Annotated in this window: 19 protein-coding genes; 9 read left to right on the forward strand and 10 right to left on the reverse strand. The window is 66.7% G+C overall.

The window, feature by feature from the left end; translation table 11 throughout:
• Positions 1-78: 78 nt before the first annotated feature.
• From glgB to HV773_RS07510, 3 genes are read right to left on the reverse strand one after another with little or no spacing between them, the layout of a single operon-like run.
• On the reverse strand, positions 79-2,301 hold the full coding sequence (gene glgB / locus HV773_RS07500) for a 1,4-alpha-glucan branching protein GlgB (protein WP_175194465.1): 2,223 nt from the start codon (positions 2,299-2,301) through the stop codon (positions 79-81).
• On the reverse strand, positions 2,294-5,794 hold the full coding sequence (gene treS, locus HV773_RS07505) for a maltose alpha-D-glucosyltransferase (protein WP_175194466.1): 3,501 nt from the start codon (positions 5,792-5,794) through the stop codon (positions 2,294-2,296). Before treS ends, glgB begins: the two co-directional genes overlap by 8 nt.
• Positions 5,791-9,330 carry an alpha-1,4-glucan--maltose-1-phosphate maltosyltransferase gene (locus HV773_RS07510; protein ID WP_175194468.1) on the reverse strand — a complete coding sequence of 1,180 codons (3,540 nt, stop codon included), beginning with the start codon at positions 9,328-9,330 and terminating at the stop codon, positions 5,791-5,793. The genes treS and HV773_RS07510 overlap by 4 nt, the downstream gene beginning before the upstream one ends.
• A gap of 482 nt (positions 9,331-9,812) precedes the next feature.
• Here HV773_RS07510 and HV773_RS07515 point away from each other — a divergent pair, with 482 nt between their 5' ends.
• The 4 genes from HV773_RS07515 (at position 9,813) to HV773_RS07530 (ending at position 14,433) form a co-directional block, all read left to right on the forward strand.
• Positions 9,813-10,550 (forward strand): sugar dehydrogenase complex small subunit, encoded by a 738-nt coding sequence (locus HV773_RS07515; RefSeq protein WP_175194470.1) that lies wholly within the window; start codon positions 9,813-9,815, stop codon positions 10,548-10,550.
• A 16-nt stretch (positions 10,551-10,566) separates the two neighbouring features.
• Positions 10,567-12,171 (forward strand): GMC family oxidoreductase, encoded by a 1,605-nt coding sequence (locus HV773_RS07520; RefSeq protein ID WP_175194472.1) that lies wholly within the window; start codon positions 10,567-10,569, stop codon positions 12,169-12,171.
• A 29-nt stretch (positions 12,172-12,200) separates the two neighbouring features.
• A complete protein-coding gene (locus HV773_RS07525) occupies positions 12,201-13,595 on the forward strand; it encodes a c-type cytochrome (RefSeq protein ID WP_175194474.1) in 1,395 nt (464 codons plus the stop codon).
• Positions 13,596-13,689: 94 nt separating this feature from the next.
• Positions 13,690-14,433 (forward strand): metallophosphoesterase, encoded by a 744-nt coding sequence (locus HV773_RS07530; protein ID WP_175194476.1) that lies wholly within the window; start codon positions 13,690-13,692, stop codon positions 14,431-14,433.
• 684 nt (positions 14,434-15,117) lie between these two features.
• Here the strand turns inward: HV773_RS07530 and HV773_RS07535 are convergent.
• On the reverse strand, positions 15,118-16,005 hold the full coding sequence (locus HV773_RS07535; RefSeq protein WP_175194477.1) for a LysR family transcriptional regulator: 888 nt from the start codon (positions 16,003-16,005) through the stop codon (positions 15,118-15,120).
• 118 nt (positions 16,006-16,123) lie between these two features.
• Between HV773_RS07535 and HV773_RS07540 the strand changes: the two genes are divergently transcribed.
• Entirely contained in the window at positions 16,124-16,507 is a 384-nt protein-coding gene (locus HV773_RS07540) for a tautomerase family protein (RefSeq protein ID WP_175194479.1), read from the forward strand.
• A gap of 6 nt (positions 16,508-16,513) precedes the next feature.
• Here HV773_RS07540 and ppk2 read toward each other — a convergent pair whose 3' ends face one another.
• Together ppk2 and HV773_RS07550 are read right to left on the reverse strand one after the other, a co-directional pair.
• Positions 16,514-17,632, reverse strand: a complete 1,119-nt coding sequence (gene ppk2 / locus HV773_RS07545; RefSeq protein ID WP_175194804.1) for a polyphosphate kinase 2 — start codon at positions 17,630-17,632, stop codon at positions 16,514-16,516.
• Positions 17,633-17,766: 134 nt separating this feature from the next.
• The gene (locus HV773_RS07550) at positions 17,767-17,985 is read right to left on the reverse strand and encodes an HP1242/YdcH family protein (RefSeq protein ID WP_175194480.1); all 219 of its coding nucleotides are present in this window, start codon (positions 17,983-17,985) and stop codon (positions 17,767-17,769) included.
• A gap of 293 nt (positions 17,986-18,278) precedes the next feature.
• Between HV773_RS07550 and HV773_RS07555 the strand changes: the two genes are divergently transcribed.
• Both HV773_RS07555 and HV773_RS07560 read left to right on the forward strand, forming a co-directional pair.
• On the forward strand, positions 18,279-19,868 hold the full coding sequence (locus HV773_RS07555) for a CHAD domain-containing protein (RefSeq protein ID WP_175194482.1): 1,590 nt from the start codon (positions 18,279-18,281) through the stop codon (positions 19,866-19,868).
• 111 nt (positions 19,869-19,979) lie between these two features.
• Entirely contained in the window at positions 19,980-20,912 is a 933-nt protein-coding gene (locus HV773_RS07560; RefSeq protein WP_175194484.1) for a TOBE domain-containing protein, read from the forward strand.
• 60 nt (positions 20,913-20,972) lie between these two features.
• Here HV773_RS07560 and HV773_RS07565 read toward each other — a convergent pair whose 3' ends face one another.
• On the reverse strand, positions 20,973-21,683 hold the full coding sequence (locus HV773_RS07565) for a phosphatase PAP2 family protein (RefSeq protein WP_175194486.1): 711 nt from the start codon (positions 21,681-21,683) through the stop codon (positions 20,973-20,975).
• A 274-nt stretch (positions 21,684-21,957) separates the two neighbouring features.
• Between HV773_RS07565 and HV773_RS07570 the strand changes: the two genes are divergently transcribed.
• Complete coding sequence (locus tag HV773_RS07570; RefSeq protein WP_175194487.1) at positions 21,958-23,172, forward strand: extracellular catalytic domain type 1 short-chain-length polyhydroxyalkanoate depolymerase; 1,215 nt, start codon at positions 21,958-21,960, stop codon at positions 23,170-23,172.
• 104 nt (positions 23,173-23,276) lie between these two features.
• Positions 23,277-23,456: a DUF3563 family protein gene (locus HV773_RS07575; RefSeq protein WP_175194488.1), complete on the forward strand. Its 180-nt coding sequence runs from the start codon at positions 23,277-23,279 to the stop codon at positions 23,454-23,456.
• A 96-nt stretch (positions 23,457-23,552) separates the two neighbouring features.
• Here HV773_RS07575 and HV773_RS07580 read toward each other — a convergent pair whose 3' ends face one another.
• From HV773_RS07580 to HV773_RS07590, 3 genes are all read right to left on the reverse strand, one after another.
• A complete protein-coding gene (locus HV773_RS07580) occupies positions 23,553-24,356 on the reverse strand; it encodes a BPSS1780 family membrane protein (protein WP_175194489.1) in 804 nt (267 codons plus the stop codon).
• Positions 24,347-25,369, reverse strand: a complete 1,023-nt coding sequence (locus HV773_RS07585) for a homoserine kinase (protein ID WP_175194490.1) — start codon at positions 25,367-25,369, stop codon at positions 24,347-24,349. The genes HV773_RS07580 and HV773_RS07585 overlap by 10 nt, the downstream gene beginning before the upstream one ends.
• A gap of 146 nt (positions 25,370-25,515) precedes the next feature.
• Positions 25,516-25,923 (reverse strand): hypothetical protein, encoded by a 408-nt coding sequence (locus HV773_RS07590; RefSeq protein WP_175194491.1) that lies wholly within the window; start codon positions 25,921-25,923, stop codon positions 25,516-25,518.
• Positions 25,924-26,014 lie beyond the last annotated feature (91 nt).

Here is a 26,014-nt window from a genome sequence, read left to right on the forward strand (position 1 = left end):
GTCGATGCTCCTTCTCGTGATTCTTGTATTGCATCGGATTCCTGATGTTTCTGTGGAATGCGCGGTGTGCGCGAATGGTCAGCGGCGCAGGCGCAGTATCAGCGTGCCGAGCGGCGGCAGCACGAATGCCGCCGATTGCGGTTTGCCGTGGCTTTGCACGGGCTCCGTGCACACGAGGCCCCCGTTGCCCATGTTCGAGCCGCCGTAGACGTCGGCGTCGGTGTTGAGCGCTTCCTCCCATTCGCCTGGCTGCGGCATGCCGATTCGGTAGCCGTGGCGCGGTATCGGCGTGAAGTTGCACACCACCACGATCTCGCGGCCCGAGCCGTCCACGCGCCGCCACGCGAGCACGCTGTTTTCCGAGTCGTCGGAGACGAGCCATTCGAAGCCGCCCGGCTCCGCATCGAGCATGTGGAGCGCGGGTTCGTCCGCATAGAGCCGGTTGAGGTCGCGCACGAGCGTTTGCACACCGCGATGCAGCGGGTCGTCGAGCAGGTCCCAGTGCGGTGTGCCGTCGTGATCGAATTCCGCCATCTGCCCGAACTCGCCGCCCATGAACAGCAGCTTCTTGCCCGGATGCGCCCACATGAAGCCGAAGTACGCGCGCAGGTTCGCGAAGCGCTGCCAGCGGTCGCCCGGCATCTTGCCGAGCAGCGACCCTTTGCCGTGCACGACTTCGTCGTGCGAGAGCGGCAGCACGAAGCGCTCGGACCACGCGTAGACCATGGCAAAAGTCATCTCGTGATGGCGATAGCGCCGGTACACCGGGTCCTCGTGCATGTAATGGAGCGTGTCGTGCATCCAGCCCATGTTCCACTTGAACTGGAAACCGAGGCCGCCGTCCTCGGGGCGCGCGGTCACGCCGGGCCAGGCCGTCGATTCCTCGGCGATGGTGATCACGCCGGGGCGCTGCGGCACGTACTGCGTTTCGTGATTGAGGCGCTTGAGGAATGCGATCGATTCGAGATTCTCGCGGCCGCCGTGGATGTTCGGCACCCATTCGCCGGGCGCGCGCGAATAGTCGCGGTAAAGCATCGAAGCGACGGCGTCCACGCGCAGGCCATCGACGTGATAACGCATCAGCCACGCAAGCCCCGAGGCGATCAGGAACGCGCTCACCTCGCGACGGCCGAGGTTGTAGATCATCGTGTTCCAGTCGGGGTGGTAGCCCTCGCGCGGGTCCGTGTGCTCGTAGAGCGCGGTGCCGTCGAAGTCGATCAGGCCGTGGGCGTCGTTCGGGAAATGCGCGGGCACCCAGTCGAGGATCACGCCTAGCCCGGCTTCGTGCGCGCGGTCCACGAAGGCCGCGAAGTCGAGCGGCGAGCCGAGGCGCGCGGTTGGTGCGAATTGCGACAGCGGCTGGTAGCCCCACGAGCCGCCGAATGGGTGCTCGGCAATGGGCAGCAGTTCGAGGTGCGTGAAGCCCATGCCTTGCGCGTAGGGAATCAGGCGCTCCGCGAGCGCCTGCCAGTCGGGCGAGGGCGTGGGCGCATCCGGGCCATGCGTGGGGAGCCATGAGGACGCGTGCACTTCATAGATCGACATGGCTGCGCGCTCGCTCTGCTTTTGCGCGCGCGTCTGCAGCCATTCGCCGTCGCTCCATGCGAAATCATCTAGCGCCTCCACGGGCGCGACCACCGATGCAGTAGCAGGCGGCGCTTCGGTCTGGAATGCGCACGGATCGGCCTTCAGCGGCAGCACTTCGCCGCGCGCGCCGAGGATCTCGTACTTGTAGCGCGCGCCGGCCGCCACGCGCGGAACGAACAGTTCCCATACGCCGGCCTCGTGGCGCAGGCGCATCGGATGGCGGCGGCCGTCCCACGCGTCGAAGTCGCCCACCACGGAGACGCGCTGTGCATTTGGCGCCCATACCGCGAAGCGCACGCCGGGCACGCCCTCGCAGACGAGCGGCCGCGCGCCCAGGCATTCGAGCACCGCGTAGGGGTCGCCATCGGCGAGCCGGTGCAGCGCATCCGGCGCAAGCTGTGGGCCGAATGAGTAGGGATCCTCTGTTTCCTGCGTGACGCCGTGCCAGTCGACTTCAAGCCGGTAAGGCACGGCCTGCGCGAGCGGCCCGGCGAAGAGCCCCGCGGGATGCACGAGCGCGAGTTCGGCAAGCGTCTGCGCGCGGTCGCGCGCGAGCACGCGCACCTGCGCCGCATTCGGCAGCCACGCGCGCACGTACGGCGCGCCATCGACCCAATGCAGGCCGAGCAGCGCGAACGGATCGGCGTGGCGGCCTTCGATGAGCGCGTCGATGTCGTGCTGATGCAGGCCGGCGTCGGGGTTGCGTTCAGCCATGTCCGCTTCCTCCCGCGTGCGGGTGCGTGTGAGTTTGCGCGCTCGTCGGCGCTTGCGTGGGCGCGAGGCCGAGCACGCGGCTCGCGATGGCGGCAAGCCCGCGGATCGGCAGCGCCAGCCAACTGGGCCGGTTGGCCGCCTCATAGCGGATTTCGTAGGCGGCCTTTTCGATCAGGAACAGGTCGAGCAGCGCCTGCTCATGGGTGGCGCTCACGAGCGCGAGCGGGGCCTGCGAAACGGCCGCGCGATACTGGCTCAGGAAGGTCTCGGCCGCGTGGCTGCGAAAACGCTCGAACAGCGCGTGCTTGCGCTCGGCAATCTGCTGCGGAGCGCTTTCGGTGGTCGACTGGGCCGCCGCGCCCGCATAGGAGAGCGAACGCAGCAGGCCCGCGACGTCGCGCAGCGAGCACTGCTTCGCCCGCCGGTATTCGAGCGAGCGCGCCGGCTCGCCTTCGAAGTCGATCAACCACGCGTCGCCTTTGGCGATCAGCACCTGGCCCAGATGGAAATCGCCGTGAATGCGGATGCGCAAGGTCGACGCGTCGAGCGGCACCAGCTCGTCGATCTTCGCCATCAGCAAGTCGCGGTGCTCGACGAGGCCGCGTGCGAGCGCATGGGCGTCGTCGTCGAGCGTGTGATCGTTTTCGTCGGTGTGCCGCGCGACGATGTCGAGCGCCTCGGTCAGCATCTTTTTCGTATCGGCGATCCATTGGCCGACGTCGTCGCGTGTAGCGGCTTCGGGCGTGAAGGCAGCGTTGTTGCCAGAGTCATCACCCGGCGCGGCGAGCACGGCGTGCAGCTCGCCCAGGCGCTTGCCGATCGCGCCGATCACCGACGCGTAGTTCTGCATCACTTCTTCTTCGTGCGCCTGGTCGCCGGTGTCACCGTCGTCGGTCGGGAGCGCGAGATCGTCGACAGTGCGGCGCAGATAATCGAGCGCCCAGTCCCACGCATTGCCCTGATTGTCGATATAGCCTTGCAGGATCGCGAGCGTATGCGGCACGCCCTGCGGATCCACGCGCACCACTTCGCCGTAAAGCGGCGCGGTGTTCGCGTAACCGTGCTTCGTGAGGTAACGGCTCATTTCCGCTTCGGGATGCACGCCCGCGATCAGGCGGCGCACGAGCTTGAGCACGATGGTTTCCGCGATGATCAGCGAGCTGTTGCTCTGCTCGGCGGCGAGCCAGCGGACCTCGGGCGCTTCGCCCAAATCGATCTCGTCGAGACGGTCGGTGGGCTCGAAGCGAATCGTGCTGCCCTGCACCGTGGGCACGGCCGCGTGCTCGCGCAGCTTGCGCAACACGCCATGGGCGAACCACGGCAGCGAGAACGCGTCGGTGAGATAGCCGATCGTGCGCCCGCGCCGCACGCGCGAGAGCGCGAGCTGGATGTGCAGCGGCGTGGTGATGTCGGTGCCCCAGGTGATGGCGATGGGCAGCACGTAGCGCTCGTTCGTGCCGTCGGCGAGTTCGGCTTCAATCTCGGTAAATGCGAAGCCCGCGCCGTGAATGGTCGTGAGCGCGGCGAGCTTCACGCCGCGCAATGCCTTGTCCTTCGAGGCGAACCAGCGCCGCCGCGAGAGCCATGAGGGCAGCACCTCGGATTCGAGCAGGCGCACGTTCTCGGGCGTTGCGCCGGCCTGGCCTTCGCGAATCACAACGGTCACGAATTCGGGCAATTGCTCGGAAGTCGGCTGGCTCCACGAGGGCCGCTGATCGCCGGGGCACAGCAGGAACCACAGGAAGCCGTACGGCGGGAACGTGAGCAGATAGGGCAACTGGCCGACGGGCGGGAACACCGAATCGGCGGTCATCTCCACGGGCGCCGCGCCCGCGAACTCGGAGAGATCGAGCTCGACGGCTTGCGGTGCGCGCGAGAGGTTCGCCACGCACAGGATCGAGGGCTCGCCCGGCATCTCGCGCAGATACGCGAGGATCTTGCGATTGGCGGGGCGCAAGAAACGGATCGAGCCGCGCCCGAACGCCTGGTTCGCGCGGCGCGTGGCGAGCATGCGCCGCGTCCAGTTGAGCAGCGAATGCGGGTCGCGCGTTTGCGCCTCCACGTTGATGGCGTCGTAGCCGTAGAGCGAGCCCATCAGCGGCGGCAGCACCAGTTGCTCGGGGTCGGCGCGCGAGAAACCGCCGTTGCGGTCGGATGACCATTGCATCGGCGTGCGCACGCCGTCGCGGTCGCCGAGGTGGATGTTGTCGCCCATGCCGAGTTCGTCGCCGTAATAGATCACCGGCGTGCCCGGCATCGAGAGCAGCAGCGAATTGATGAGCTCGATGCGGCGGCGGTCGCGTTCCATGAGCGGCGCGAGGCGCCGCCGGATGCCGAGATTCAGGCGCGCGCGCCGGTCGCTCGCATAGGTGTTCCAGAGGTAGTCTCGTTCGGAGTCCGTAACCATTTCGAGCGTGAGCTCGTCGTGATTGCGCAGGAATACGGCCCACTGGCAGCTCGGCAGCAGATCCGGCGTCTGCTTCATGATGTCGATGATCGGGAAGCGGTCCTCGCTCGCGATCGCCATATACAGGCGTGGCATCAACGGGAAGTGGAACGCCATGTGGCATTCGTCTTCCTGGCCGAAGTACTCCTGCACGTCCTCGGGCCATTGGTTCGCTTCGGCGAGCAGCATGCGGTTGGGGTAATGCTCGTCGATGGTCGCGCGAATCTGCTTGAGGACCGAATGCGTTTCGGGCAGGTTCTCGTTGTTGGTGCCTTCGCGCTCGACGAGGTAGGGCACGGCGTCGAGGCGCAGCCCGTCGATGCCCATGTCCAGCCAGAAGCGCATCACGTGCAGCACTTCGCGCAGCACGGCCGGGTTGTCGAAATTGAGGTCCGGCTGGTGCGAATAGAAGCGGTGCCAGTAGTACGCGCCCGCGACGGGGTCGTGGGTCCAGTTCGACGGCTCGGAGTCGATGAAGATGATGCGCGTTCCCTGGTACTTCTGATCGGTATCCGACCACACGTAATAGTTGCGGTGATTGGAGCCGGGCTTCGCGCGCCGGGCACGCTGAAACCACGGGTGCTGGTCCGACGTGTGATTGATGACGAGCTCGGTGATCACGCGCATGCCGCGCGCGTGCGCTTCCTGGATGAAGCGGCGCACATCGGCGAGCTGGCCGTAGTCGGAGTGCACGTTGCGGTAGTCGGCGATGTCGTAGCCGTCGTCGCGGCGCGGCGAGGGATAGAACGGCAGCAGCCAGATCGCCGTCACGCCGAGGCCCGCGATGTAATCGAGCTTCGCGAGCAGGCCCGGGAAGTCGCCTACGCCGTCGTTGTTCGAGTCGTAGAACGATTTCACATGCACCTGGTAGATGATCGCGTCCTTGTACCAGAGCGGATCGTCGGAAAGTTGCGAGGGCTTGCCGCGCTTTTGCGCGCCATGCCGCTCGTGCTCCGCATGAGCGTCATCCTGCTCCGCAGTCGGGTCGTGCGTGAGCGGGGCTTCGGCGTGCGACGGTGTCTCGTGGGAGGCGGGATCGCGTTTCATGTCGCTCCTCCGGGCGGGAAGTCCTGGTCCAGTTCGGGGTGACCTTCGATATTCGGCTCGTCCGCTGTCTCCACGGTTGGCGTTGTGCGCGGCAGGCCGTCGATGGGCTCGATACGCCAGATCGCGAATGGCCGCGCGTGCGGATCGAGCCGCACATGCTGCCAGCGGCCTTGCCATTCGAAGCGCTCGCCGGTGATTTCGTCGACCACGGCCAGGCGCGCGCGATCGTCGATCTGCCAGTGCTGGAAGGTCGCCCACGAAAGTTCGAAGTCGGCGCCTTGCTCGGCGTGGGCGTCAAGGTTGATCGCCACCACGACCACGTTATCGCGCGCGGGCGTGGCTTTCTCGAAGCACAGAATGGCTTCGCTGTGAGCGGGCAGGAACGTGACGCCCAGATGCGTCTGCAGCGCGGGATTTGCGCGGCGGATGCGGTTGAGCGCGGTGATTTCCGGCACGATGTTGCCGGGCCGGTTCCAGTCCCAGGCGCGTAGCTGATACTTTTCGGAGTCCAGATATTCTTCGCTGTTGGGCAATGCGCGCGCCTCGCAGAGTTCGAAGCCGCTATAGACGCCCCACAGGCCCGAGAGCAGCGAGGCCAGCGCCGCGCGGATCAGGTGGCTCGAACGCGCACCGCTTTGCAGATAGTGCGGATTGATGTCGGGCGTGTTGACGAAGAAGTTGGGCCGGTAAAAGTCGCGCACTGCGGTCTGCGTGAGCTCGGTGAGGTAGTCGATGAAGTCGCGTTTGGACTCGCGCCACGTGAAGTACGTGTACGACTGCGAAAAGCCGATCTTGGCGAGCCGGTACATCAGGCGCGGGCGTGTGAAGGCCTCGGAGAGAAAGATCACGTCGGGGTGCCGCGCGCGCACGTCGGCGATCATCCATTCCCAGAACGGCAGCGGTTTGGTGTGCGGATTGTCCACGCGGAAGATGCGCACGCCGTGGTTCACCCAGAACAGGATCGCGTCGCGCAGCGCGAGCCAGACGTCGGGCTTCGCATCGTGCGCGTAGAACTCGGGGTTCACGATGTCCTGATACTTCTTCGGCGGATTTTCGGCGTAGCGCAGCGTGCCGTCGGGCCGCCACGCGAACCAGCCTGGATGCGCCTTGAGCCAGGGGTGATCGGGCGAGCACTGGATCGCAAAGTCGAGCGCGATTTCAAGGCCGTGCTGATGCGCGGCGCTCACCATGCGGCGGAAGTCGTCGAGCGTGCCGAGTTGCGGATGCACGGCGGTGTGGCCGCCTTCGGCCGCGCCGATCGCGTAGGGGCTGCCCACATCGCCGGGTTGCGCGGTGAGCGAGTTGTTGCGGCCCTTGCGGTTGGCGAGCCCGATCGGGTGAATGGGCGGGAAGTACAGCACGTCGAAACCCATCTCGCGGATGCGCGGCATCTTGGCGATCACGTCGTCGAAGGTGCCGTGGCGCGTTTCGTCGTCGCTCATCGAGCGCGGGAAGATCTCGTACCAGCTTGCGTAGCGCGCGGCGGCGCGCTCGGCGTCCACGCGGTGCACGTGTGCGTCGCGCGCGAGGAACGGGCGATGACCTGCCGCGCGCACGGCGGCGGCGGTGGCGGGCGCGGCGAGCATTGCGCAGCGCGTATTCGTGTCGGCGCTGATGAAGCGCTTCACGAGCGCGTCGAGTGCGTCGTGTGTGTGCGTGGAGCCGCTTGCTTCGTCCTCGCGTTGCGACGCCCCGCCCGAAGTTCGCGCCGTCGCGAGCACGAGCGCGAGCAGACGGCTCGCTTCTTCGAGTTCAAGATCCACGGGCTGATGTACCGCGCGTTTTTTCTGCAGATGATCGGCGAGCGAGGCGAAGTCGTCGCGCCACGCGATCACGACGAACTCATAGCGGCCCACGCGCTCGAGTGGAAAGTGGCCGCTCCACAAGTCGGTGCCGGCGGGCGGCAGCGGCGTCATGGGCGCTTCGTGCCACGCGGTCTCGTCGGCGGCGCGCCAGAGCACGGCAGCGTCGATGCGATCGTGCCCCTCGGCGAAGATCGCCGCGCGTACTTCGCAGCGCTCGCCCACCACGCGCTTCGCAACGAAGCGGCCATGATCGACCGAAGGCTGCACGCTCTCGATGGCGATGCGCGGCGCGGCGATGGCTTCGAGCACGCTTTTGTGGCCGCTCGTGGGCGACTTCGCGAGGTCCTCGGGCGGCGCGAGCGTGACCATCGGACTCGCAAGCGCGCCGAACATCCAGCAGGCGCCCGCGGGCAGCGTGAAGGTTTCGGGCACGGCGCTCGCGTCGCGCAGCGCCTGCGCGTCGAGTGGCGTGAAGCGTGTGAAGCTGCCGGGCACCCCGTCGAGCAGATGCGCCATATCCACGCGCACGGGCGCATCGAGCGAAGGATTGACGAGCGTGAGCAGCGCTTCATCGGACTCGCGCAGGTCGGCGTGGTCGCCGCGCAGCAACGCGGCCACGGGCGCGCCGGGGCCGTTGAGCGCACGCAGTTCGCCGTTGGTTTGCAGCGTCCACGTTTCGCGCTGCAACGCGTTCGCGTGCGCGATATCGGCGCTAAGGTCGAACGGCGCGCGCGTTTTCGCGGCTTGCCATGCGTGCGCGTCCTGCGCTTGCGTATCGTGGCGGATGGCATCGTCGATGCCGTATTCGAAGCCCATCGGCACGAGCCAGCCTGTGCCGAGCGAGGCCGCCGTGCGCAGCATGCGGCGGCAGGCGCGTTCGACGGAGCGCATATCCATTGGAGTGCCGCCGCCTTCCCGAGCATGCAGATCGCGCAGGTCGTGAACGAGGCGCGTGCCATACGGCGCCTCGGGAAACGCGATAGGCGAGCCCACGCGCCGCATGGCCGCGTGCTCCTCGACGAGCCAGCTCGACGCAAAGTCCCACCAGCGCAGCGACGTGAACGCGGCGTCGAAGCCCGCGTCCTCGAGCTGCGCGAGGTCGTCGCGCGCGAGGCCCGGCGTGGCCGCGAGCCAGCGCGTTTGCGGATGGCTCGCGCGCACCGCGTCGAAGATCGCGCGCAGTGCGTTGGCAGGCACGCGATGCGGCGAATCGATGCGAAAGCCGCCGATGCCCGCATCGGCTAGCCGGCTCGCGAGTTGCGTCCACCACACCGCGAGCGGTGCGCCCGCGCGCGCAAAGTCGGCATAGGCGACGTTGGCGTCGCGATGGCCGTGGCGCGGGTCGAGCCGCGCGTCTTCGGGCTCGAACGGATGGAACCAGTCGGGATGCGCGGCGTGGAGCGCGCCGCCCGCAGCGGTGCGGTCGAGCGTGAGGTCCGCGAGCAGCGTGATGCCGCGCGAGCGCGCGGTGGACGCGAGCAGGCGCAAGGTCTCGTCCATGCGCTCCGGCGTGCCGAAGGCGGGATGCAGGCGGGTGTGATCGGCGACGATGCGGTCGTCGCCCGTGGCGCCGGATGTTGCGACGCCCGGCGCGAACAAGGCGCCGATCAGGACATGGTCGAAGCCTAGCGACGCGGCATGCGCGAATTGCGCGGGCCACGCGTCGAGTGCTCCGACGAGGACGGAATGAACGAAATAGATCCGCGGCGCATAGGCGTGGGGAGCTTCCATCGGTCGTATCCAGTTCGTCGGGCGACGTGGATGCAAGGCCGATGTAATACCGGATGCGATCACGTTGCCCGTGGGCTGCCGAAGCGGACCGCACCCGCCATGCGAGCGGCACGCCCTGTTCAGAGTAGTGCAAGAGCCGGCCGGAACCAAACAGGAGCCAAACAGAATTCCGCCGGGAACCAGGCACGGCGGAGATTCAGCAAGGCGTATGCCTGAGGCCGCCGCGCGACCGGTTGCCCGCCACGATGCCGGCTCGTCGAGCGCGCGTTATGCCGGGCATCGCTACGCATGGTTTGTCGAACCGGGCCAGGAAACGCTATATTGCAGGCGCAGCACGTCATCCGAACCTTTCACGCGGAGAGCGATTCGGCGCGCGCAGGTTTGGACAAGATTGCAAACTTTTCCCGTATGCATCGTCGCCGGCATTGGCGGCAAGTGTGTAGCCCCGCTCGCGCGGGATAGACCCTTCGTCTGGAGTATCCATGACCGATGTGACGCAGGACGGGACCACCCATTTGCCCCATGCTCGTGCATCGCGCGATCAGGCTGCTGGCCTGGCCACGCGCACGGGTGAGCGCATCGCACGCCCGGGCCGCCGCCGTTTCGTGACAGGCGCGTGCGCCGCCGCCGCGACGCTCGCTTTCGCGTTGGCCGGCCGGCGTGGCGCGCAGTACGCCTTCGGCATCGCCGATGCCTTCGCCGCCAATTCAACCAGCGCAGCCAGCGCCGCCGCCGGCGCGCCCGTGGACAGCGGCTACGAAGCCTTCATCGCGCTCTCCCAGCGCCTGACCGGCCGCACGCGCTTCGACGCCGTGCTCGGCCGGCGCATTTACGCCGCGCTCGCGCAAGCGAGCAGCACGTTCGAGCAGAACGTCGGCGCGCTCAACACGTGGATCAAGGGACACGGCGGTGTGCCTTCGGACACCGTCACGGCCGCGCTCAAGGCCGATCGGCCAGAGCTTGCAACCACCGTCGGCGACATCATGCGCGCGTGGTATCTCGGGCTCGTGGGCGACATGCCGAAGGTGCAGGTGCTGGCTTATGAGAAAACGTTGATGTTCGATCCGGTCAGCGACGTGTTGACGATTCCGTCGTATTGCCGCGACGTGCCGTTCTATTGGACAACGAAGCCCGCGGACATGCCGGCGGCCACCGTGGCCGCGCTGTTCCCGGCATCGGCATCGGCATCGGCATCGGCATCGGCATCGGCCAGGCAGTAGGCAGCGAGGGACGACAATGGCGATCAAGCATTCTGCCGACGTGGTCGTGGTCGGCTCCGGCGTGGCGGGCAGTCTGGTTGCGTACCAGATGGCGCAAGCCGGCGCATCGGTGATCCTGCTCGAAGCAGGACCGCGCCTTGCGCGCTGGCAGATCGTCGAGAACTTTCGCAATTCGCCGGTCAAGGACGACTTCGCGACGCCGTATCCTTCCGTGCCTTACGCGCCGCATCCGCAATACTCGCCGCCCAACGACTACCTCGTGCAGAAGGGCGACTATCCGTACAACTCGCAATACTTGCGGCTCGTGGGCGGCACCACGTGGCACTGGGCGGCGGCGGCCTGGCGTCTCTTGCCCGCCGACTTTCGCCTGAAGACGCAGTACGGCGTGGGCCGCGACTGGCCGTATCCGTACGAGACGCTCGAGCCGTGGTATCTGGCCGCCGAAATCGAACTGGGCGTCTCGGGCCCGGACCCGGCGCGGCACGATCTCGGTTCGCCGCGCTCGAAGCCGTACCCGATGGACATGCTGCCGCTCTCGTACATGGATCAGCGCTTTAGCGACGTGCTCAATGCGAACGGCTTTCACGTGGTGCCCGAGCCGGTCGCGCGCAACAGCCGCCCATACGATGCGCGCCCGACTTGCTGCGGCAACAACAATTGCATGCCGATCTGCCCGATCGCGGCGATGTACAGCGGCATCGTGCACGCCGACCGCGCCGAGCGCGCGGGCGCCCAGCTCATCGCCGAGGCGGTGGTGTACCGCATCGAGGCCGACAACAAAGGCCTTATCACGGCGGTGCATTACAAGGACCCGCACGGCAACAGCACGCGCGTGACGGGCAAGCTTTTCGTACTGGCCGCCAATGGCATCGAAACGCCCAAGCTCATGCTGATGTCCACCAGCGATGCCTTTCCTCACGGCCTCGGCAATCGCTCCGACCAGGTGGGCCGCAACCTCATGGATCATCCGGGTACGGGCGTTTCGTTCCTCGCCAACGAGCCGCTGTGGCCGGGGCGCGGGCCGATGGAGATGACCTCGGTGGTGAACTTCCGCGACGGCGCATTCCGCTCCGAATACGCCGCCAAGAAGCTGCATCTCTCGAACGGCGTGGCCACGCTGGCCGTGACCGCAGCGCTCATCAAGAACGGCTTGACGGGCGCGGAACTCGATCGCGAGATCCGCGACCGCGCCTCGCGCACGCTGAGCATCAACAGCTTCCACGAGCATTTGCCCGAGCCGCAAAACCGCGTGCTGCCATCGGCGGAGCACAAGGACGCGCTCGGCATTCCTCAGCCCGAGATCCATTACTCGATCAACGATTACGTGAAGAAGAGCGCCGCCAACACGCACGATCTCTACGCGAAGATCGCCGAGCTTTTCGGCGGCACGGAGGTCGCCTTCGACGACACCTTCGCGCCCAACAATCACATCATGGGCACGACGATCATGGGCGCGAACCCGGCCGATTCGGTGGTCGACGCCGACTGCCGCACTCACGACCATTCGAACCTGTTCGTCGCCGGCAGCGCGGTGATGCCGACGGCGGCCTCTGTGAACTGCACGCTGACCATTGCCGCACTGGCGCTCAAGCTGGCCGACAAGCTGCGTGGCGAGCTGTGAGGCGAGCTGTGAGGCGACAGAGACCGACGATGAACGCAAGCAAGCCTCCCACTGATCGCACCCATCGTGCCCAACGCACGCGCGCCACGCTGGCCGCGATGCTGTTCTGCGCGTTCGCGCTCTACATGGCGTGGCACGCCGCGCATGACGGCGAGTCGCGTCCCGTCGACGAAATGCTGCTGCCCGCCGCGCACGGCGAAGGCCCGGCAGCGCCCGACGACGCCGCGGCGCGCCCGGAGCTCGTCAAACGCGGCGAGTACCTCGCGCGCATGGGCGATTGCGCCGCGTGCCACACCGCCGACGCAAGCCGGCCCTTCGCGGGCGGCCGCGCGATCAGCACGCCGTTCGGCAAGCTCTACACGCCCAACATCACGCCAGATCCCGATACCGGCATCGGCCAATGGAGCGACTCCGATTTCATGCGCGCGATGCACGAGGGCGTGGGCAAGGGCGGCGAGCGGCTCTATCCCGCGTTTCCCTACGTGGAGTTCACGCGCGCGACGGAGCAGGACGTGCTCGCGATCCGCGCGTACCTGAACACGCTCGCGCCCATTCATTACAAGCCGCCTGCCAACGAGCTGAGGTTCCCGTTCAACCAGCGCTGGCTGCTGATGTTCTGGAATCTGTTCAATTTCGACGAAGGCCGCTTCGTGCCCGATCCGAAAAAGAGCGCCGAGTACAACCGCGGCGCTTATCTGGTCAAGGGGCTCGCGCATTGCGAGGAATGCCACACACCGCGCAATTTCATGCAGGGCCTGAAATCGGGTGAGCGCTTCTCGGGCGCGACGCAGGCGGGCTGGCAGGCATACAACATCACGCCGGACCGCGCGGCCGGCATCGGCGGCTGGAGCGACGAGGCGCTCGTGAGCTATCTCGTCACCGGCGTGGCCGTGGGCCACGCAAACGCCGCCGGGCCGATGGCCGAGGTCGTGCAGAACTCCACGCAATACCTGAGCGCCGAGGACCAGCGCTCGATCACCGCTTATTTGCGCGGGCAACGGCCGGTGGCGGGCGGCGTGACGCGCTCGCGCGATTCGTACGGCAAGCCCGCCAACGACGACGTCACCACGCTGCGCGGCGCCACCATCACGAGCGTGAACGGGGCGCAGCTATTCGTGGCGAACTGCGCGAGCTGCCACAACTGGACCGGCGCGGGCGTGGGCGCGAGCGCGCCGCTCGCCTATCCGTCGCTCATCCACAACAGCGTCACGGGCGCGCCGAGCCCGAGCAACCTGACGATGACGATTCTGCACGGCGTGCAGCGCCAGACCAAGAGCGCCGACGTGCTGATGCCGGCATTCGGCAGCGAGCTGAGCAACGACCAGGTCGCGGCGATTGCGAACTACGTGACGAAACAGTTCGGCGACCCTCGGGCGAGCATCACGCCCGACGAAGTGGCGGCGCTGCGCGCGCAGCCGCAATGACGCGCGGCCACAGTTACCCCTGCTGTGCGAAAACCGCTCGCGAAACGATCATTGGCGCGCATACGCTGTGGACACGCAGCGCTATGATGAAGCGATGACTCCCACTCTCGCTCCTGTCGTCCAGCATCACGCAGCCAATGCGGCCGGTCGCGATTTCGTGATCGGCGACCTGCACGGCTGCGTGGACGCCTTGCGCTATCTGCTCCACAAAGTCGGGTTCGACGGCACGCGCGACCGCCTGTTTTCGGTGGGCGATCTCGTCGATCGCGGCGACCAGTGCGAGGAAGCGCTCGCGCTGCTCGACAAGCCCTGGTTTTACGCCGTGCTCGGCAATCACGAAGACATGCTGTGCGCCGTCGCGCAAGGGCGGCTCGCGCGATTCCGCTGGTACGGCATCGGCGGGGGCTGGGCCCAGGGGCTGCCCGATCAGGTACTGGCCGGACACGCGCAGCGGCTGCGCGAGCTGCCGCTCGTGCGCGTAGTGGGCGAGGGTGCGACGCGCTTTAACGTGCTGCACGCAGAATTCTTCGGCGACGACGCCGCGCTCGACACCGGCCAGTTCGACGCCGAAGTGCGCGAGCGCATGCTGTGGGGACGCGAGCTGGCGCTGAACACGGCCATGCAGCCGCCGCCGTTGCATGCGGCGCTGTCGCTCACCTACTGCGGGCACACGCCCATGCGCGAGCCGCGCCAGATCGGCTCGCAGATGTTCATCGACACCGGGGCGTTCATTGCCGAGGGGCGTCTCACGATGGTCGAGGCGCTCACGCCCCGGCACTGGTCGATCTCCGTGCAGGCGGCGCGCGCGATGGGCGCGGCCGCGATGGCGCTGCCCTGAGGGCTTTCCGCTGCCGGCTTTCCAATCTCTTTTCGTGCTGGATTTTTGCCAATTTTGGTTCGATATAATCGCGAGCCGATCCAGGTGGGACAGGAACGATTATTCGAGGAGGGGACGGCGTGCGGGCAGTGGCAGTGATGGTCGCGGCATGGTGGATGTCGACGTCGATGGCATGGGCCGTCGCGCCGACGGTGGCGCAGCACGGTGGACCGGGCGGCAGCGCGACGGCGCACAGGCAGGCCGCTAAGGCTGGGAAGCCGGCTGGGACCGGGATGCAGCATGGCGCGAAGCACACGAAGGGTACTGCGAGCGCGTCACACGTGGCACGATCCACGAAGGCGGTGAAGTCAGCGAAGCCCACGAAGACCGCTCAAGGAGCAGGCCATGCACAACCTCGTGCCAAGGCCACGACCAAGTCGGCGGCCCATCGTGCACCGGGAGCTTCGCAACAGGCGAGTAGCGCACGTGCGCATCCATCCAGATCGGCCACACCGGCCAGGCCCGCCGTGGCGCACCCGCCATCGAACCACAAGCTGATGGTCGACGTGCCCTCAGCCCAGTCGCGGCGCGCGATTCCGCAGCCGCGCGAACTTCCGCCGATTTTGAGCTGATTCCGGGCTAGCGCCGCGACCGGCTGCGTGCCGCTCTGAAAGCTCTTCCTGCCTTCATCCCCCACAGCACCCTTCAAACCGCGCCAAGGCTCGACGCGAGCAACTGCAGCGTTGCTGCCGAACGCGGCTCGCGCACGCGCGAATGCAGCGTCACCCGCGAGACCGGCAACGATGGCAGCGCGTGCTTCGCGCCAACGTCGACGAGCGCTCGCGGCGCCACGCGCCGTGCGAGCGCCGATACGGCAAGCCCTGCCTCCAGCGCCGCACCGACCGCGGCCACGCCACCGCCCACGAACACCTCCTGCCAGGCGATGCCCGCCGCGTCGAGCGCGCTGATCGCCGCCGCGCGCACCGCGCACGGCCCCGCGAGCAGGGCGAGCGGCAGCGGCGTGCCCGGCTCCCAGCGCCATTCGGGCGCGGCGAGCCAGACCAGCGGCTCGTCGAAAAGCGGACGTGCATTGGCGCGCGATGCCTCGCCGGTTTCATAGCCCGCTTCATAGCCTGCTTCATAGCCCAACTCCTCGCGCACGATCACCGCGTCGAGCCGGCGCTCGTCGAACTGCTTGAGCAACTGCGCCGAAAGCCCGAGATGCAGCGCGATCACGAGCCCCGGGTCGTGATCGCGCAGGAGTGCGAGCTGGCGGGCGAGCTGCGCGTCGGCCACATGCTCGCTCAACCCCAGCGACAGCCGCCGCGAGTCGCTGGCGAGCGTGCCGAGCGCGCGCTCATGGGCGCCGAGCAACTCGCGCGCCGCGCCGAGAAACGCGCGCCCGTCCGGTGAAAGCCGCACGACGCGCGGCGTGCGTTCGAGCAATTGCCGGCCGAGATGGGCTTCGAGCCGCTTGAGCTTGAGGCTCACGGCGGATTGGGTGGTGTCAAGCGCATCGGCGGCGCGCGTGAAGCTGTGCAGTTCGGCGACCAGGACGAACGCGCGCACAGCATCGAGATCGAGCGGTTTCATTTCAAATGAAAATGAATGAAATATTCAGTGATATCTTTTTATTATGATAGAGCGAGCCTAAGCTGTTGTCATGGCCAATCGATCACGGGCCATCTCACTCACGCTGAAGGAGCTCGACATGCCATTCACCCGTATTGCCGTACGCGCGGGCAAGCCCGCCACCTACCGCAAGGCGCTTATGCAGGGCGTACACCTCGCGCTCATGGGAGTGTTCAAGGCGCCGGAGGACGACCAGTTCATGATCGTCACCGAACACGATGCCGACAATTTCGTTTTTGGGCGGCACTACCTCGGCATCGAGCGCAGCGACGACCTCGTGATGATTCAGATCGCCGTGAGCAATACGCGCGGGCAGGATCAGAAGAAGGCGCTATTCGCGCAGATCGCCGAAAACCTCGCGCGCGACCCGGGCGTGCGGCGCGAGGATGTGTTCGTCAATCTCGTGGATGTCGCGCGCGAGAACTGGTCGTTCGGCAATGGAATCGCTCAGTACGCGACGTGAACCCGCTCAAAGCGCGCGGCTCACCAGCAGCGGGTCGATCGCACCGATCGCGGCCGAATCGCGGCGCGCATAAGGCAGCTTGTGCAGAACGTAGCGCATGGCGTTCAGCCGTGCGCGCTTCTTGCAATCGGAGCGCACCACGGTCCACGGTGCGTCGGCGGTGTCGGTCTGGGAGAACATCGCCTCTTTGGCCTGCGTGTATTCGTCCCATTTGTCGAGCGAGGCGAGATCGACGGGGCTGAGCTTCCACTGTTTGAGCGGATGCGCGCTGCGCTCCTTGAAGCGCCGGCGCTGCTCGGCGCAACTCACCGAGAACCAGAATTTGACGAGGTGAATGCCGCTGCGGATCAACTGGCGCTCGAACTCCGGCGCCTGCTGCATGAACTCCGCATACTCTTCGGGCGAGCAAAAGTCCATGACGCGCTCGACGCCCGCGCGGTTGTACCAGGAGCGATCGAACAGCACGATCTCGCCCGCCGAAGGCAGGTGTTGCACATAACGCTGGAAATACCACTGGCCGCGCTCGACCTCGGTGGGTTTTTCCAGCGCCACCACGCGCGCGCCGCGCGGGTTCAGGTGCTCCATGAAACGCTTGATCGTGCCGCCCTTGCCAGCGGCGTCGCGCCCCTCGAAGACGATGACCACGCGCTGCCCGGTCTCGCGCACCCACGCCTGAAGCTTCAGCAACTCGACCTGCAACCGGTATTTCTGCCGCTCGTAGGCCCGCCGCGACATCAGGTTGCGGTACGGATACTCGCCGTCGCGCCAGCCCTCCGCAAGCTCTTCGTCGGGATGGCGCGGGCGCGTCTTGCGCCACTCCGACGGGTTGCCTTCGAGGATGAGGCTGCGCAATTGCGCGGCTTCATCGGGTGACAGGCCTTTCATGAGCGCGGCGACCGAATCGAACAGCGAAGCGTGTGATTGGCCCTGCGCCGCGCCGTTGGCGGCGACGAGGTCATGCATCGCGCCGGCGATGACCTCGGTAGCGGCTTCGACAGCGTCGTTGACGGCGTGCAACTCGGCGCTGCGTGCCGTGAGTTCGGCCGAGTATGCGGCCGCGTTGTGTTCGCGTGGTTGGTTTGGCGTGTCGGGCGAGGGATTCTGGGAGGCAGGGGGAGTGACCATCTTGGGCATGGGAGTGGTTTTCGCTACTTGTTGCTACGGCGGTTGCGCCGTAGCTGAGGGGGCCACGGCGCCGCATCGCGCATCGCGCGCCATGCGGCTGTTCCGGTGCTGGCGCCTGAGGTTGACGCCGATCTTTAGACGCTTTCGGCCTTGCGCAGGATCTGGTAGAGCGAATCCTTGAGCTGCAACTTCTCTTTCTTGAGTTGCTCGATGGCCATGCCGTTAGCGGGGACGATGCCCGCTTCCATGTTCTTGATCTGCTGATCCAGTTCGTTGTGGCGATGGAAAAGCCGTGCGAAATGATCGTCGTCCGTTTTGAGGCGGGAGATCAGGTCTCTGAATTCTGGGAACACTCAACACTCCTTACAGAAATACGACACACCGGGTCGATGTGTAAGTATTCATTTTTCCACTTCCGCCTGGCTGCGGTTTTGATCGTGGTCATTCGGATCAAGGGGGGCGGGTTGGCCCATATGGGTTAGGGTTGGCCCATATCGGGCTGCTCCCGAGAGCGCCGGTGCGATCGCGCGTGTACTATCGAGTGCGGTAATCCCATTATTGCCAGCGTCGTTATCAGATTGATCTCACCCCATCTCTTTGCCGTTTTCACCGCTTTCTGCCGCCCCACCGACTCTTCGGAGCGTTCATGAACCGCGTACTGGAAATCGTGCTGGATGTCGTGAGCGTCACGCCGCAAGCCTCGACCGAGGCCGTTGTCCCGCCCGGGCAGATTCCATCCGATGTCGTGGCGGCCATGCGTGCCGCTTTGCCGCAGTGCGTGTCTCAAACCGAGGCGGGCGAACCGGTCGCGACCGTCATGTTCGACCGGGCCGGCGGGCTGGCACGGGCGGGCTGGCGGATCGGCGTCGAGACGCGCGGTGCCACGCATTGCGTCGTCGTTTCCAGCCGGCGCGCATGGGCGCCGGGCATCGTCGTTGTCGAACCGATTTTCACCGCGAGTCTCGAAGCCAACGGTCTCGATACCGCGCTGTTCGATGCCGCGCCCGAGGTGTTTCGCGAGATGCTTGCGGCGGCCGGGCCGCTCGAACCGTCGGCGTCGCTGTCGGCGGTGCGCAACCGCTGGCAGTGGCCGCGCGATGGCGTCGATGTGGGAATCGTGCTCGATGCCGGTGTAGGCGCGCCGCAGGACGCGGGCGCATGCCTGCACGAACTGCGTGTGAATGTGCCGTGGGCCGAAGACGAAGACCCCGCGCCGCTCGTCGACGCGCTGTTCGCCTGCGCGTTCGAACTGGCCGGGGCGCTACCCGCGTTTGTGCGCTTGATCGATGCGCTCGAGCGCGCGGCGGCCGGCAGCGTGGTCGGCGACGCTTGCGCGGTGCGCGCGGAGCCGGTCGATCTGGGCGGCGCGTGCACCGCCGAGGCGGCGCTGCTGGCGATCGGCGCGAACATTAGCGCGCACTGGTTCGGCAACAACTGGGGCGTGCGCGATTCGACAGTCAGGGCAAACGCAGTGAGCACCGAATTCATTCACCAGATGCGGGTGGCGCAGCGGCGCTTGCGCACCGCGATGCGAATCTTTTCGCATTGGCAGGATGAGACGTGGTGTGAGCGCATCAAGCCCGAGCTCGATTGGCTCGGCGCGCTGCTTGGCGAGGCGCGCGACCGCGATGTGTTTGTCGAAACCACGCTGCCCGCGCTCGCTGCCGCCGACGACGAGCCCGCGCGCTGGCGCGCCGTGCTCGACGAAGCCGAGGCGCAGCGGCTCGTGGCGCGCGCGCGGTTGCGCGAAGCATTGGCGGAGCCGCGCTACGCGCACGTCGCGCTCGCATGGCTGCAGTGGCTGGAGGCGCTCGCCCGCAGGGTGCGCGCCGGCGGCACCAACACCCGCGCTTTGCACCGGCATGCAAACAAACGCGTGCGCCGCTATTACCAGCAACTCGCCCAGGCGGAAAAGCTTACCGTCATCGACGATGCGGGCCGCCATCGTGTGCGGATCAACGCGAAGTACCTGCGCTACACGCTCGAATTTTTCGCCCCCATTGCCTCGCGCCGCACGCGCGCGGACACGGTGCGCACGCTCACGCGTCTGCAAAGCGTGCTGGGTGACGGCAACGATGCCGCCGTGGCATTGCGCTATCTCGAGCGCATGGATGCAGAGCCCTATCAACTCGGCTTCGCGCGCGGCTGGTGCGAGGCGATGAAGCGCTATACGGCGAAAGAGGGCGAGCGGCTCCTGCGCGAATTGCATCCGCCGAAGATCACGCGCGGCGCTTGAGTCGAGCTTGAGTCGAGCTTGAGCGGGTTTGATCGCGGCGCGCGGCGTGTTTCGCGCGCCCCCGTCTCTATAATCGACGTCACCGTTTGCACTCGACAAAAGCCCTGCGCGATGACGACTCCCTCTTCGACTTCTTCCCCGGGCGGCTTGGCCGTTGCCGATCAACCCGCTGGCGCGGAATCGGCCTCGCTGGGCGTGGGCGGCTCGGTCTGGTTTCAGGCCGGCCCGCAGGTGCTGGGCGGCGCGGCCCGCATCGCGCTGTTGGCTGCGATTCGCGAAACCGGCTCGATCACCGGCGCCGCCAAGGCCGTCGGCATGAGCTACAAGGGCGCTTGGGATGCCATCGACGCCATGAACAATCTCGCCGGCGAACCGCTCGTCGTGCGTGCGACGGGTGGCAAGGGAGGCGGTGGGACTACGCTCACGTCGCGTGCGCAACGTCTCATCGCCACATTCGGCGCGATCGAGCGCGAGCATCGGCACTTTCTCGAGCGTGCCGCCCAGGCGGTACGCGCACTCGGCGGCGAAGCGCACGGGGAAGCCGACGCGGATACGGCGGGCAGTCTGGGCAACGATCTCGCCGTGCTCGGACGTTTCGCACTGCGCACGAGCGCGCGCAATCAGCTTTACGGCACCGTCACGGCGCTCGTGCGCGGAGCCGTCAACGACGAAGTCTCGATCGCGCTGCCGGGCGGACAGCAACTCGTAGCGGTCGTCACGCGCGAAAGCGCCGAGGCGCTGGGGCTTGCTGTTGGCGGGGCGGTGGTGGCGCTCGTCAAGGCCTCGTCGGTCGTGCTGGTGGCGGGCGGGGCGCAATCATCCGGGTACGCCGCGCGTCTTTCTGCGCGCAACCTCTTGAGCGGCGTGGTGAGCGGCGTGCGCCGCGGCGAGGTCAACGCGGAGGTGATGCTCGAATTGCCGGGCGGCACCGTGATTGCCGCCGTGGTGACGGACGCTAGCGTCGATGCGCTCGGCCTCGAAACGGGAGCGAGCGCGACGGCGGTGTTCAAGGCGTCGAGCGTGCTGCTTGGGGTAGGCGGCTGACCGGCGCGGTCAGCCCGGCAGGCGTACGCGGGAGCGCAGTGGCATCCCGCGCCAGCGATCTCAAGCGTGCTCGCGGCGCGCGGGCGCGAGCGTATTGCGAGTCTGCGAGACCGGCGCGGTGATCGTGCCCGGCTTGTGCACCGGCCGGTTGGCCTTCCACTTGGCGCGGATATAGGGTTGATCGTGCCCCGAGACGGTGAGCGCAAGATGCGTCACCCAACGGTGGGTGGGCACGCGCACGTCGTGCAAGCCAAAGGTGAGCGCCGCGAGGCTGAGCGCGACCACGGCCGCGGAGAGCCGGCCCGATTGCGCTTCCCACCAGTAGCGCACGAACACGAGCGCCGTAAGTGCGCCCACGATGCAGCCCGTGACGGCTTCCGACGGCGAATGCGCATCGAGCACGACGCGCGAGCATCCGACCGCGATGCCGATGGCCAACCCGACGACGACGCCTGCGGCGCGCACCACGGGCCGCACGCCCTGCATCATCAGGAAAAATGCCACCGGATAGACGGCCGTAGACAGCATGGCATGTCCGCTCAGCCCCGTGAAATCGTACGAACGCACGCCGACGCCCCAGCCAAGGAAGGCGATCTTGGTGAGCGTGACGAGACAAATTGCCGCGCCAAGCAACAGCAGCCAGCTTGTTGCCATGCGCCAGGAATAGCCCGTCACGAGCCATAGCGCGATGGCCAGCGCGAGCGGCAGCGTGAGGCCCGCGCTGCCGAGGTTGGTGATCGAATACCAGAGGTGGAGCGGTAAATCAGGCATGACTTGGCGCCGCTGGGGCGCGTTCCAAAAGCATCGTTTGACTGGCGCCTGGGCGCCCCGATAGGGCAACAGGAGCATCGTCGGATCTTCCAGTATAGCGGTGTTCGGGGCCGATTAATGCGATGCGCCGTACATGGCCACGCGGTTGAAATTCGTTACAGCAACCAGATCTCGTAACAACGACGTTCGATGATTGATGTTATTGTGCGTCGCACAATGAAGATCGCCATGGCTTGTGCCTTGGCGTATTCGACCCCCTTTCACGAGGCCACTGATGACGAAAAATCTGACGAAGCTGTGGGCAGGTGGCATACAGCGTCTGCTCGCCATCCAGAACCGCGCTGCCCGTGAGGCACTGCGCGAGGCCGGCCGCCGCGCCCCCGAGGCGCAGGCCATGTGGCGCACTGCCCAGACCGCGGTGGCGCAGGCCGCCGCTGCCGCTGTGGCGGTACCTGCCGCCAGCGAAGTGCACGAGGCGCAAGAAGCGCGGGCGCCCGCCGCGCGCAGCGGTGCGCCGGTGCGCGAGTCGCGCGTGGGGCCGCGTGCCGCCGCCTGGGCGGCAGGCGAATGGCAGCGCGCCGAGCATCTGGCGCCGGGCGCATCGCGCGCACTCGCCTATGGGCTCTACGTACCACCGGGCTGGCCCACCGAGGACATGCCGCTGGTCGTGATGCTGCACGGTTGCAAGCAAACGATGGACTCGTTCGCCGAAGGCACCCGCATGAACCTGCTCGCGGATAAGCATGGCTTTGCCGTGGTCTATCCGGAGCAATCGATGCAGGCGCATCCGCATCAGTGCTGGCACTGGTACGACGCACGCCAGTCGGCGGGCGGCGGTGAGGCTGCGGCGATTGTTTCGCTCGTCGACACGCTGGTGCAGGAGCACGGTTTCGATCGGTCGCGCGTCTATCTGGCCGGACTTTCGGCGGGTGCGGGCCTGGCCGCGCTGCTGGCGGTGCATGCGCCGGGCCGCTTCGCGGCGGTCGCGTTCCATTCGGGGCCGGCTTTCGGCGAGGCGCAGTCGGGCGTGGCGGCGCTCGACGTCATGCGGCGCGGCCTGCACCATGACCCGGTGGCGCTCGTCGAGCGTGCATTGGCGGGCCGCGCGCATCCCGGCATGCCGGCGCTAATCATGCAGGGCGATGTCGACGCGGTGGTCGCGCCGCTCAACGCGGAGCAGCTCGCGACGCAGTTTCTGCGTCTGAACCGCCTCGCCGATGCTCAAGGCGTGCACCAGGGCGTGGTCTCGCACGAGCACGACGGCGACGGCTATACGGTTCAGAACTACGCGCGTGACGGCAGGAGCGTGGTGCGCCTGTGCCGCGTGAGCGCACTGGACCATGCGTGGAGCGGCGGCGACGATGCCGTGCCATTCCATTCCGCGACCGGACCGGACGCCAGCGCGATGATTTGGGAATTCTTCGAAAATCAACGGCGCGAAGCGGTTGACGACGCCTTCGGCGACGAACTGGCCGTGGGAGCGGGCTGAGCGCGCAGCACGCGGCGCAGGCTAGGGGTTTACCTTGACTAGGGTTTACCCTATAATGGCTTCATTCATTCCGAGGGCACTCGCCCGCTTACCGGAGCCAGACCATGTACCTGCTCAGCCGCATTTTCCTGTTCCTCACGAAGTCGTACGAAACCGCTCAAAAAGAGCGCGAGGAAGCATACCTGGCCGAATCGGCCGACATCTACGACCTCGAATTCCGTATGCGCAAGCTCGATCGCGAAAAGGCGGGCCGCAACCCGTCGTGGATGAATCACTACAGCTAAGCAACTGAAGGTTCACGCAGTGTAGATATGAAACGGGGCGCACATAGGCGCCCCGTTTGGTATTTGTGCGATTTGCACGCGGTGGGTACTAGCCGTTCAGCGGCCCGAGTCCGGCATGTCGGCGTCGGTCTTTTCCTGCACGCCGTAGCAGCCGCGATAGGTCGCGTAGAACGAGCAATAGAGCATCGTCGTCACGAGAATCAGCGCCGGCATCAGGATCGCCAGCGCGTACTCGCCCGCACCCATTGCGCGCAGCAGCGTCGAAAGTCCCAGCGACACGCCGATCGACACCGCAAACCACAGCGCGCCATACACCACGAACGCGCCCTTGTTGCGCCAGCAGCTCACGATGCTGAAGAACATCGCCTTGACCGGCGGCACCTCGTGCCAGGCGGTGAGGACCGGCGCGAACCAGAACAGCATCGAAACCGGCACATAGCACGCGAGCGAGGCGAGCACGGCGAGCGGCACGTTGCCGTCCGCGACGGCCTCCGTATCGAGCGTGCCGCCCAGCGTCATCAGGCGCAACAGCGTGCCGCCGTCGACCAGCGCCGACGCCGCGAGCACCACCGTCATCGCCACCACGTAAATCCCGCCCAGCACGAACAGATGCTTCGTGACCGTGTGCCCGTATGAGCGGAAACCGTCGACGAGAATGGTGGGGAACACCGGCTTGCCCGCCACGGTGTCGCGGCACGCGGCCATGAAGCCCACTGCCACGCCGGGCACGAAGATGAGCGGCAGCACGCCGCCGATCACCGGCACGGCGGAGATCAGCGTCATGGCGAGCAGGTAGGAGAAGAACAGCGTGAGAAACGCGAGCGGGTTGCGGCGGAACAGCCAGATGCCCTGGCGGAACCAGACATAGCCCTGCTTCGCGGGAACTTCGATCAGTTGCATGGGCGGGGCAGGTCGGAGAGTGCGTGGAAAGCGGCCGGCGTGCCGGCCGCGCTGCCCGCGCGGCGCGCGCGCAGGATGCGCTCGAAATGGCCGGGGTCGTGCGGCTTGAGCATCTCGGCCGAACGCGGCAAATAAAAATCGTACAGACGCGATACCCAGAAGCGATACGCGCCGGCGCGCAGCATGTCGACCCAGTGCCGGCTTTCGGCGGGCGTGAATGGGCGGACGGTCTGATAGGAGCGTAACAACGCCTCGACGCGCGGCGCGTCGAGCTTGCCCGTCGCGAGATCGACGCACCAGTCGTTGACCGTCACCGCGACATCGAACACCCACTTGTCGCAGCCAGCGAAATAGAAGTCGAAGAATCCGCCGAGGCGCACCGTATGGCCCGTTTCCGGCTTGACGTGCGCGAACAGCGCGTTGTCGCGGAACAGGTCGCAGTGGCACGGGCCGCCGGGCAGCGCCGCGTAATCGTCGCTGGCGAAGAAAGCCTGCTGATGCGCGAGCTCGGTCGTGAGCAGTTCGCGCTGGGCGTCGTCCAGGAACGGCAGCACGGTGGGCACGGTTTCTTCCCACCACGGCAGGCTGCGCAGATTTGGCTGGCCGAGCGTGAAGTCGCGGCCCGCCAGGTGCATGCGCGCGAGCATCTGCCCCACTTCCGCACAGTGCTCCACGCCCGGGGCGAGTTCCGGCGCGCCGTCGAGCTTCGTGACGATGGCCGCCGGCTTGCCGTGCAGCAGGCCGAACAGGCTGCCGTCGGCGCGCGGCATCGGGTCGGGCACCGGCACGCGGTGCGAGGCCAGATGGCGCATCAGCTCGAGATAGAACGGCAACTGCTGCGCCGTGAGCTTTTCGAAGATCGTCAGAACGTATTCGCCGCGCGTCGTCGTCAGGAAGAAGTTGCTATTTTCAATGCCCGACTGAATGCCGCGAAAATCGACTACGTCGCCAAGATCGTAGTCGCGCATCCATTGAATGAGCTGGGGTTCGGTGACAGCGGTGAAGACGGCCATGCCAGAGAGGTCGTGTGGTTATCGTAGTCGGGAGCCTTGCTCGGGGGCGAGGCCGCTTGCGGGAAAGCCGCTTCGGCGCGGCTTCTCACGCTCGTGCAGGCGGCGGCGCGGGACAGCGCACGCCGCCCGCGCGCGAAGGGGGTGGATCAGTAATGCAGGTTGATCGACGGCAGGCGCGTGCTTGCCTGGCCGTTCGGACGCACTTGCGGCGACGTGTCGGGATTCGAGCTCATCGAGTAGCGCGTGCCGAAGTTCGAATGCACGTTGATCTCGACGGGCTTGCCCTTGTCGCGGTATTCGGTGACCTCGGTGCCGTTCGGGCTCACTTCGTGGAAGCTCGGCGTGCGCGGCACGTCGTTGATATTGACCTTCGAGGTGACGTGCGCGGCAGGCTTGTTGTTGATCGCAGCCAGATCGGGCAAGCCGGCCCGTTCATTGGCGGACTGGGCCGATTGGGCTTCAACGGCGGTCTTCGCGTCGTCGGCTGGCGTGGCCATGGCGAACCCGCTGAACGCGAGCGTCGCAGCGAAAGCGGCTAGAAGGTGCGACTTCATGGTGATTCTCCAATTGGATATGCCGATTCTAGCAAATTCGCGTCCCGCTCCCCGTAGCGGTGGGGCCGCGCGAGGGCACGCCGATGTTCGT

The sequence above is a fragment of the Paraburkholderia caffeinitolerans genome (assembly GCF_902859945.1).
In the GTDB taxonomy this organism is placed as follows: Bacteria; Pseudomonadota; Gammaproteobacteria; order Burkholderiales; family Burkholderiaceae; genus Paraburkholderia; species Paraburkholderia caffeinitolerans.

Coding starts and splice junctions, on each gene's coding strand:
- glgB (WP_175194465.1), bottom strand. CDS start 2,301: ATGGCTGAACGCAACCCCGACGCCGGCCTGCATCAGCACGACATCGAC.
- treS (WP_175194466.1), bottom strand. CDS start 5,794: ATGAAACGCGATCCCGCCTCCCACGAGACACCGTCGCACGCCGAAGCC.
- HV773_RS07510 (WP_175194468.1), bottom strand. CDS start 9,330: ATGGAAGCTCCCCACGCCTATGCGCCGCGGATCTATTTCGTTCATTCC.
- HV773_RS07515 (WP_175194470.1), top strand. CDS start 9,813: ATGACCGATGTGACGCAGGACGGGACCACCCATTTGCCCCATGCTCGT.
- HV773_RS07520 (WP_175194472.1), top strand. CDS start 10,567: ATGGCGATCAAGCATTCTGCCGACGTGGTCGTGGTCGGCTCCGGCGTG.
- HV773_RS07525 (WP_175194474.1), top strand. CDS start 12,201: ATGAACGCAAGCAAGCCTCCCACTGATCGCACCCATCGTGCCCAACGC.
- HV773_RS07530 (WP_175194476.1), top strand. CDS start 13,690: ATGACTCCCACTCTCGCTCCTGTCGTCCAGCATCACGCAGCCAATGCG.
- HV773_RS07535 (WP_175194477.1), bottom strand. CDS start 16,005: ATGAAACCGCTCGATCTCGATGCTGTGCGCGCGTTCGTCCTGGTCGCC.
- HV773_RS07540 (WP_175194479.1), top strand. CDS start 16,124: ATGCCATTCACCCGTATTGCCGTACGCGCGGGCAAGCCCGCCACCTAC.
- ppk2 (WP_175194804.1), bottom strand. CDS start 17,632: ATGGTCACTCCCCCTGCCTCCCAGAATCCCTCGCCCGACACGCCAAAC.
- HV773_RS07555 (WP_175194482.1), top strand. CDS start 18,279: ATGAACCGCGTACTGGAAATCGTGCTGGATGTCGTGAGCGTCACGCCG.
- HV773_RS07560 (WP_175194484.1), top strand. CDS start 19,980: ATGACGACTCCCTCTTCGACTTCTTCCCCGGGCGGCTTGGCCGTTGCC.
- HV773_RS07565 (WP_175194486.1), bottom strand. CDS start 21,683: ATGCCTGATTTACCGCTCCACCTCTGGTATTCGATCACCAACCTCGGC.
- HV773_RS07570 (WP_175194487.1), top strand. CDS start 21,958: ATGACGAAAAATCTGACGAAGCTGTGGGCAGGTGGCATACAGCGTCTG.
- HV773_RS07575 (WP_175194488.1), top strand. CDS start 23,277: ATGTACCTGCTCAGCCGCATTTTCCTGTTCCTCACGAAGTCGTACGAA.
- HV773_RS07580 (WP_175194489.1), bottom strand. CDS start 24,356: ATGCAACTGATCGAAGTTCCCGCGAAGCAGGGCTATGTCTGGTTCCGC.
- HV773_RS07585 (WP_175194490.1), bottom strand. CDS start 25,369: ATGGCCGTCTTCACCGCTGTCACCGAACCCCAGCTCATTCAATGGATG.
- HV773_RS07590 (WP_175194491.1), bottom strand. CDS start 25,923: ATGAAGTCGCACCTTCTAGCCGCTTTCGCTGCGACGCTCGCGTTCAGC.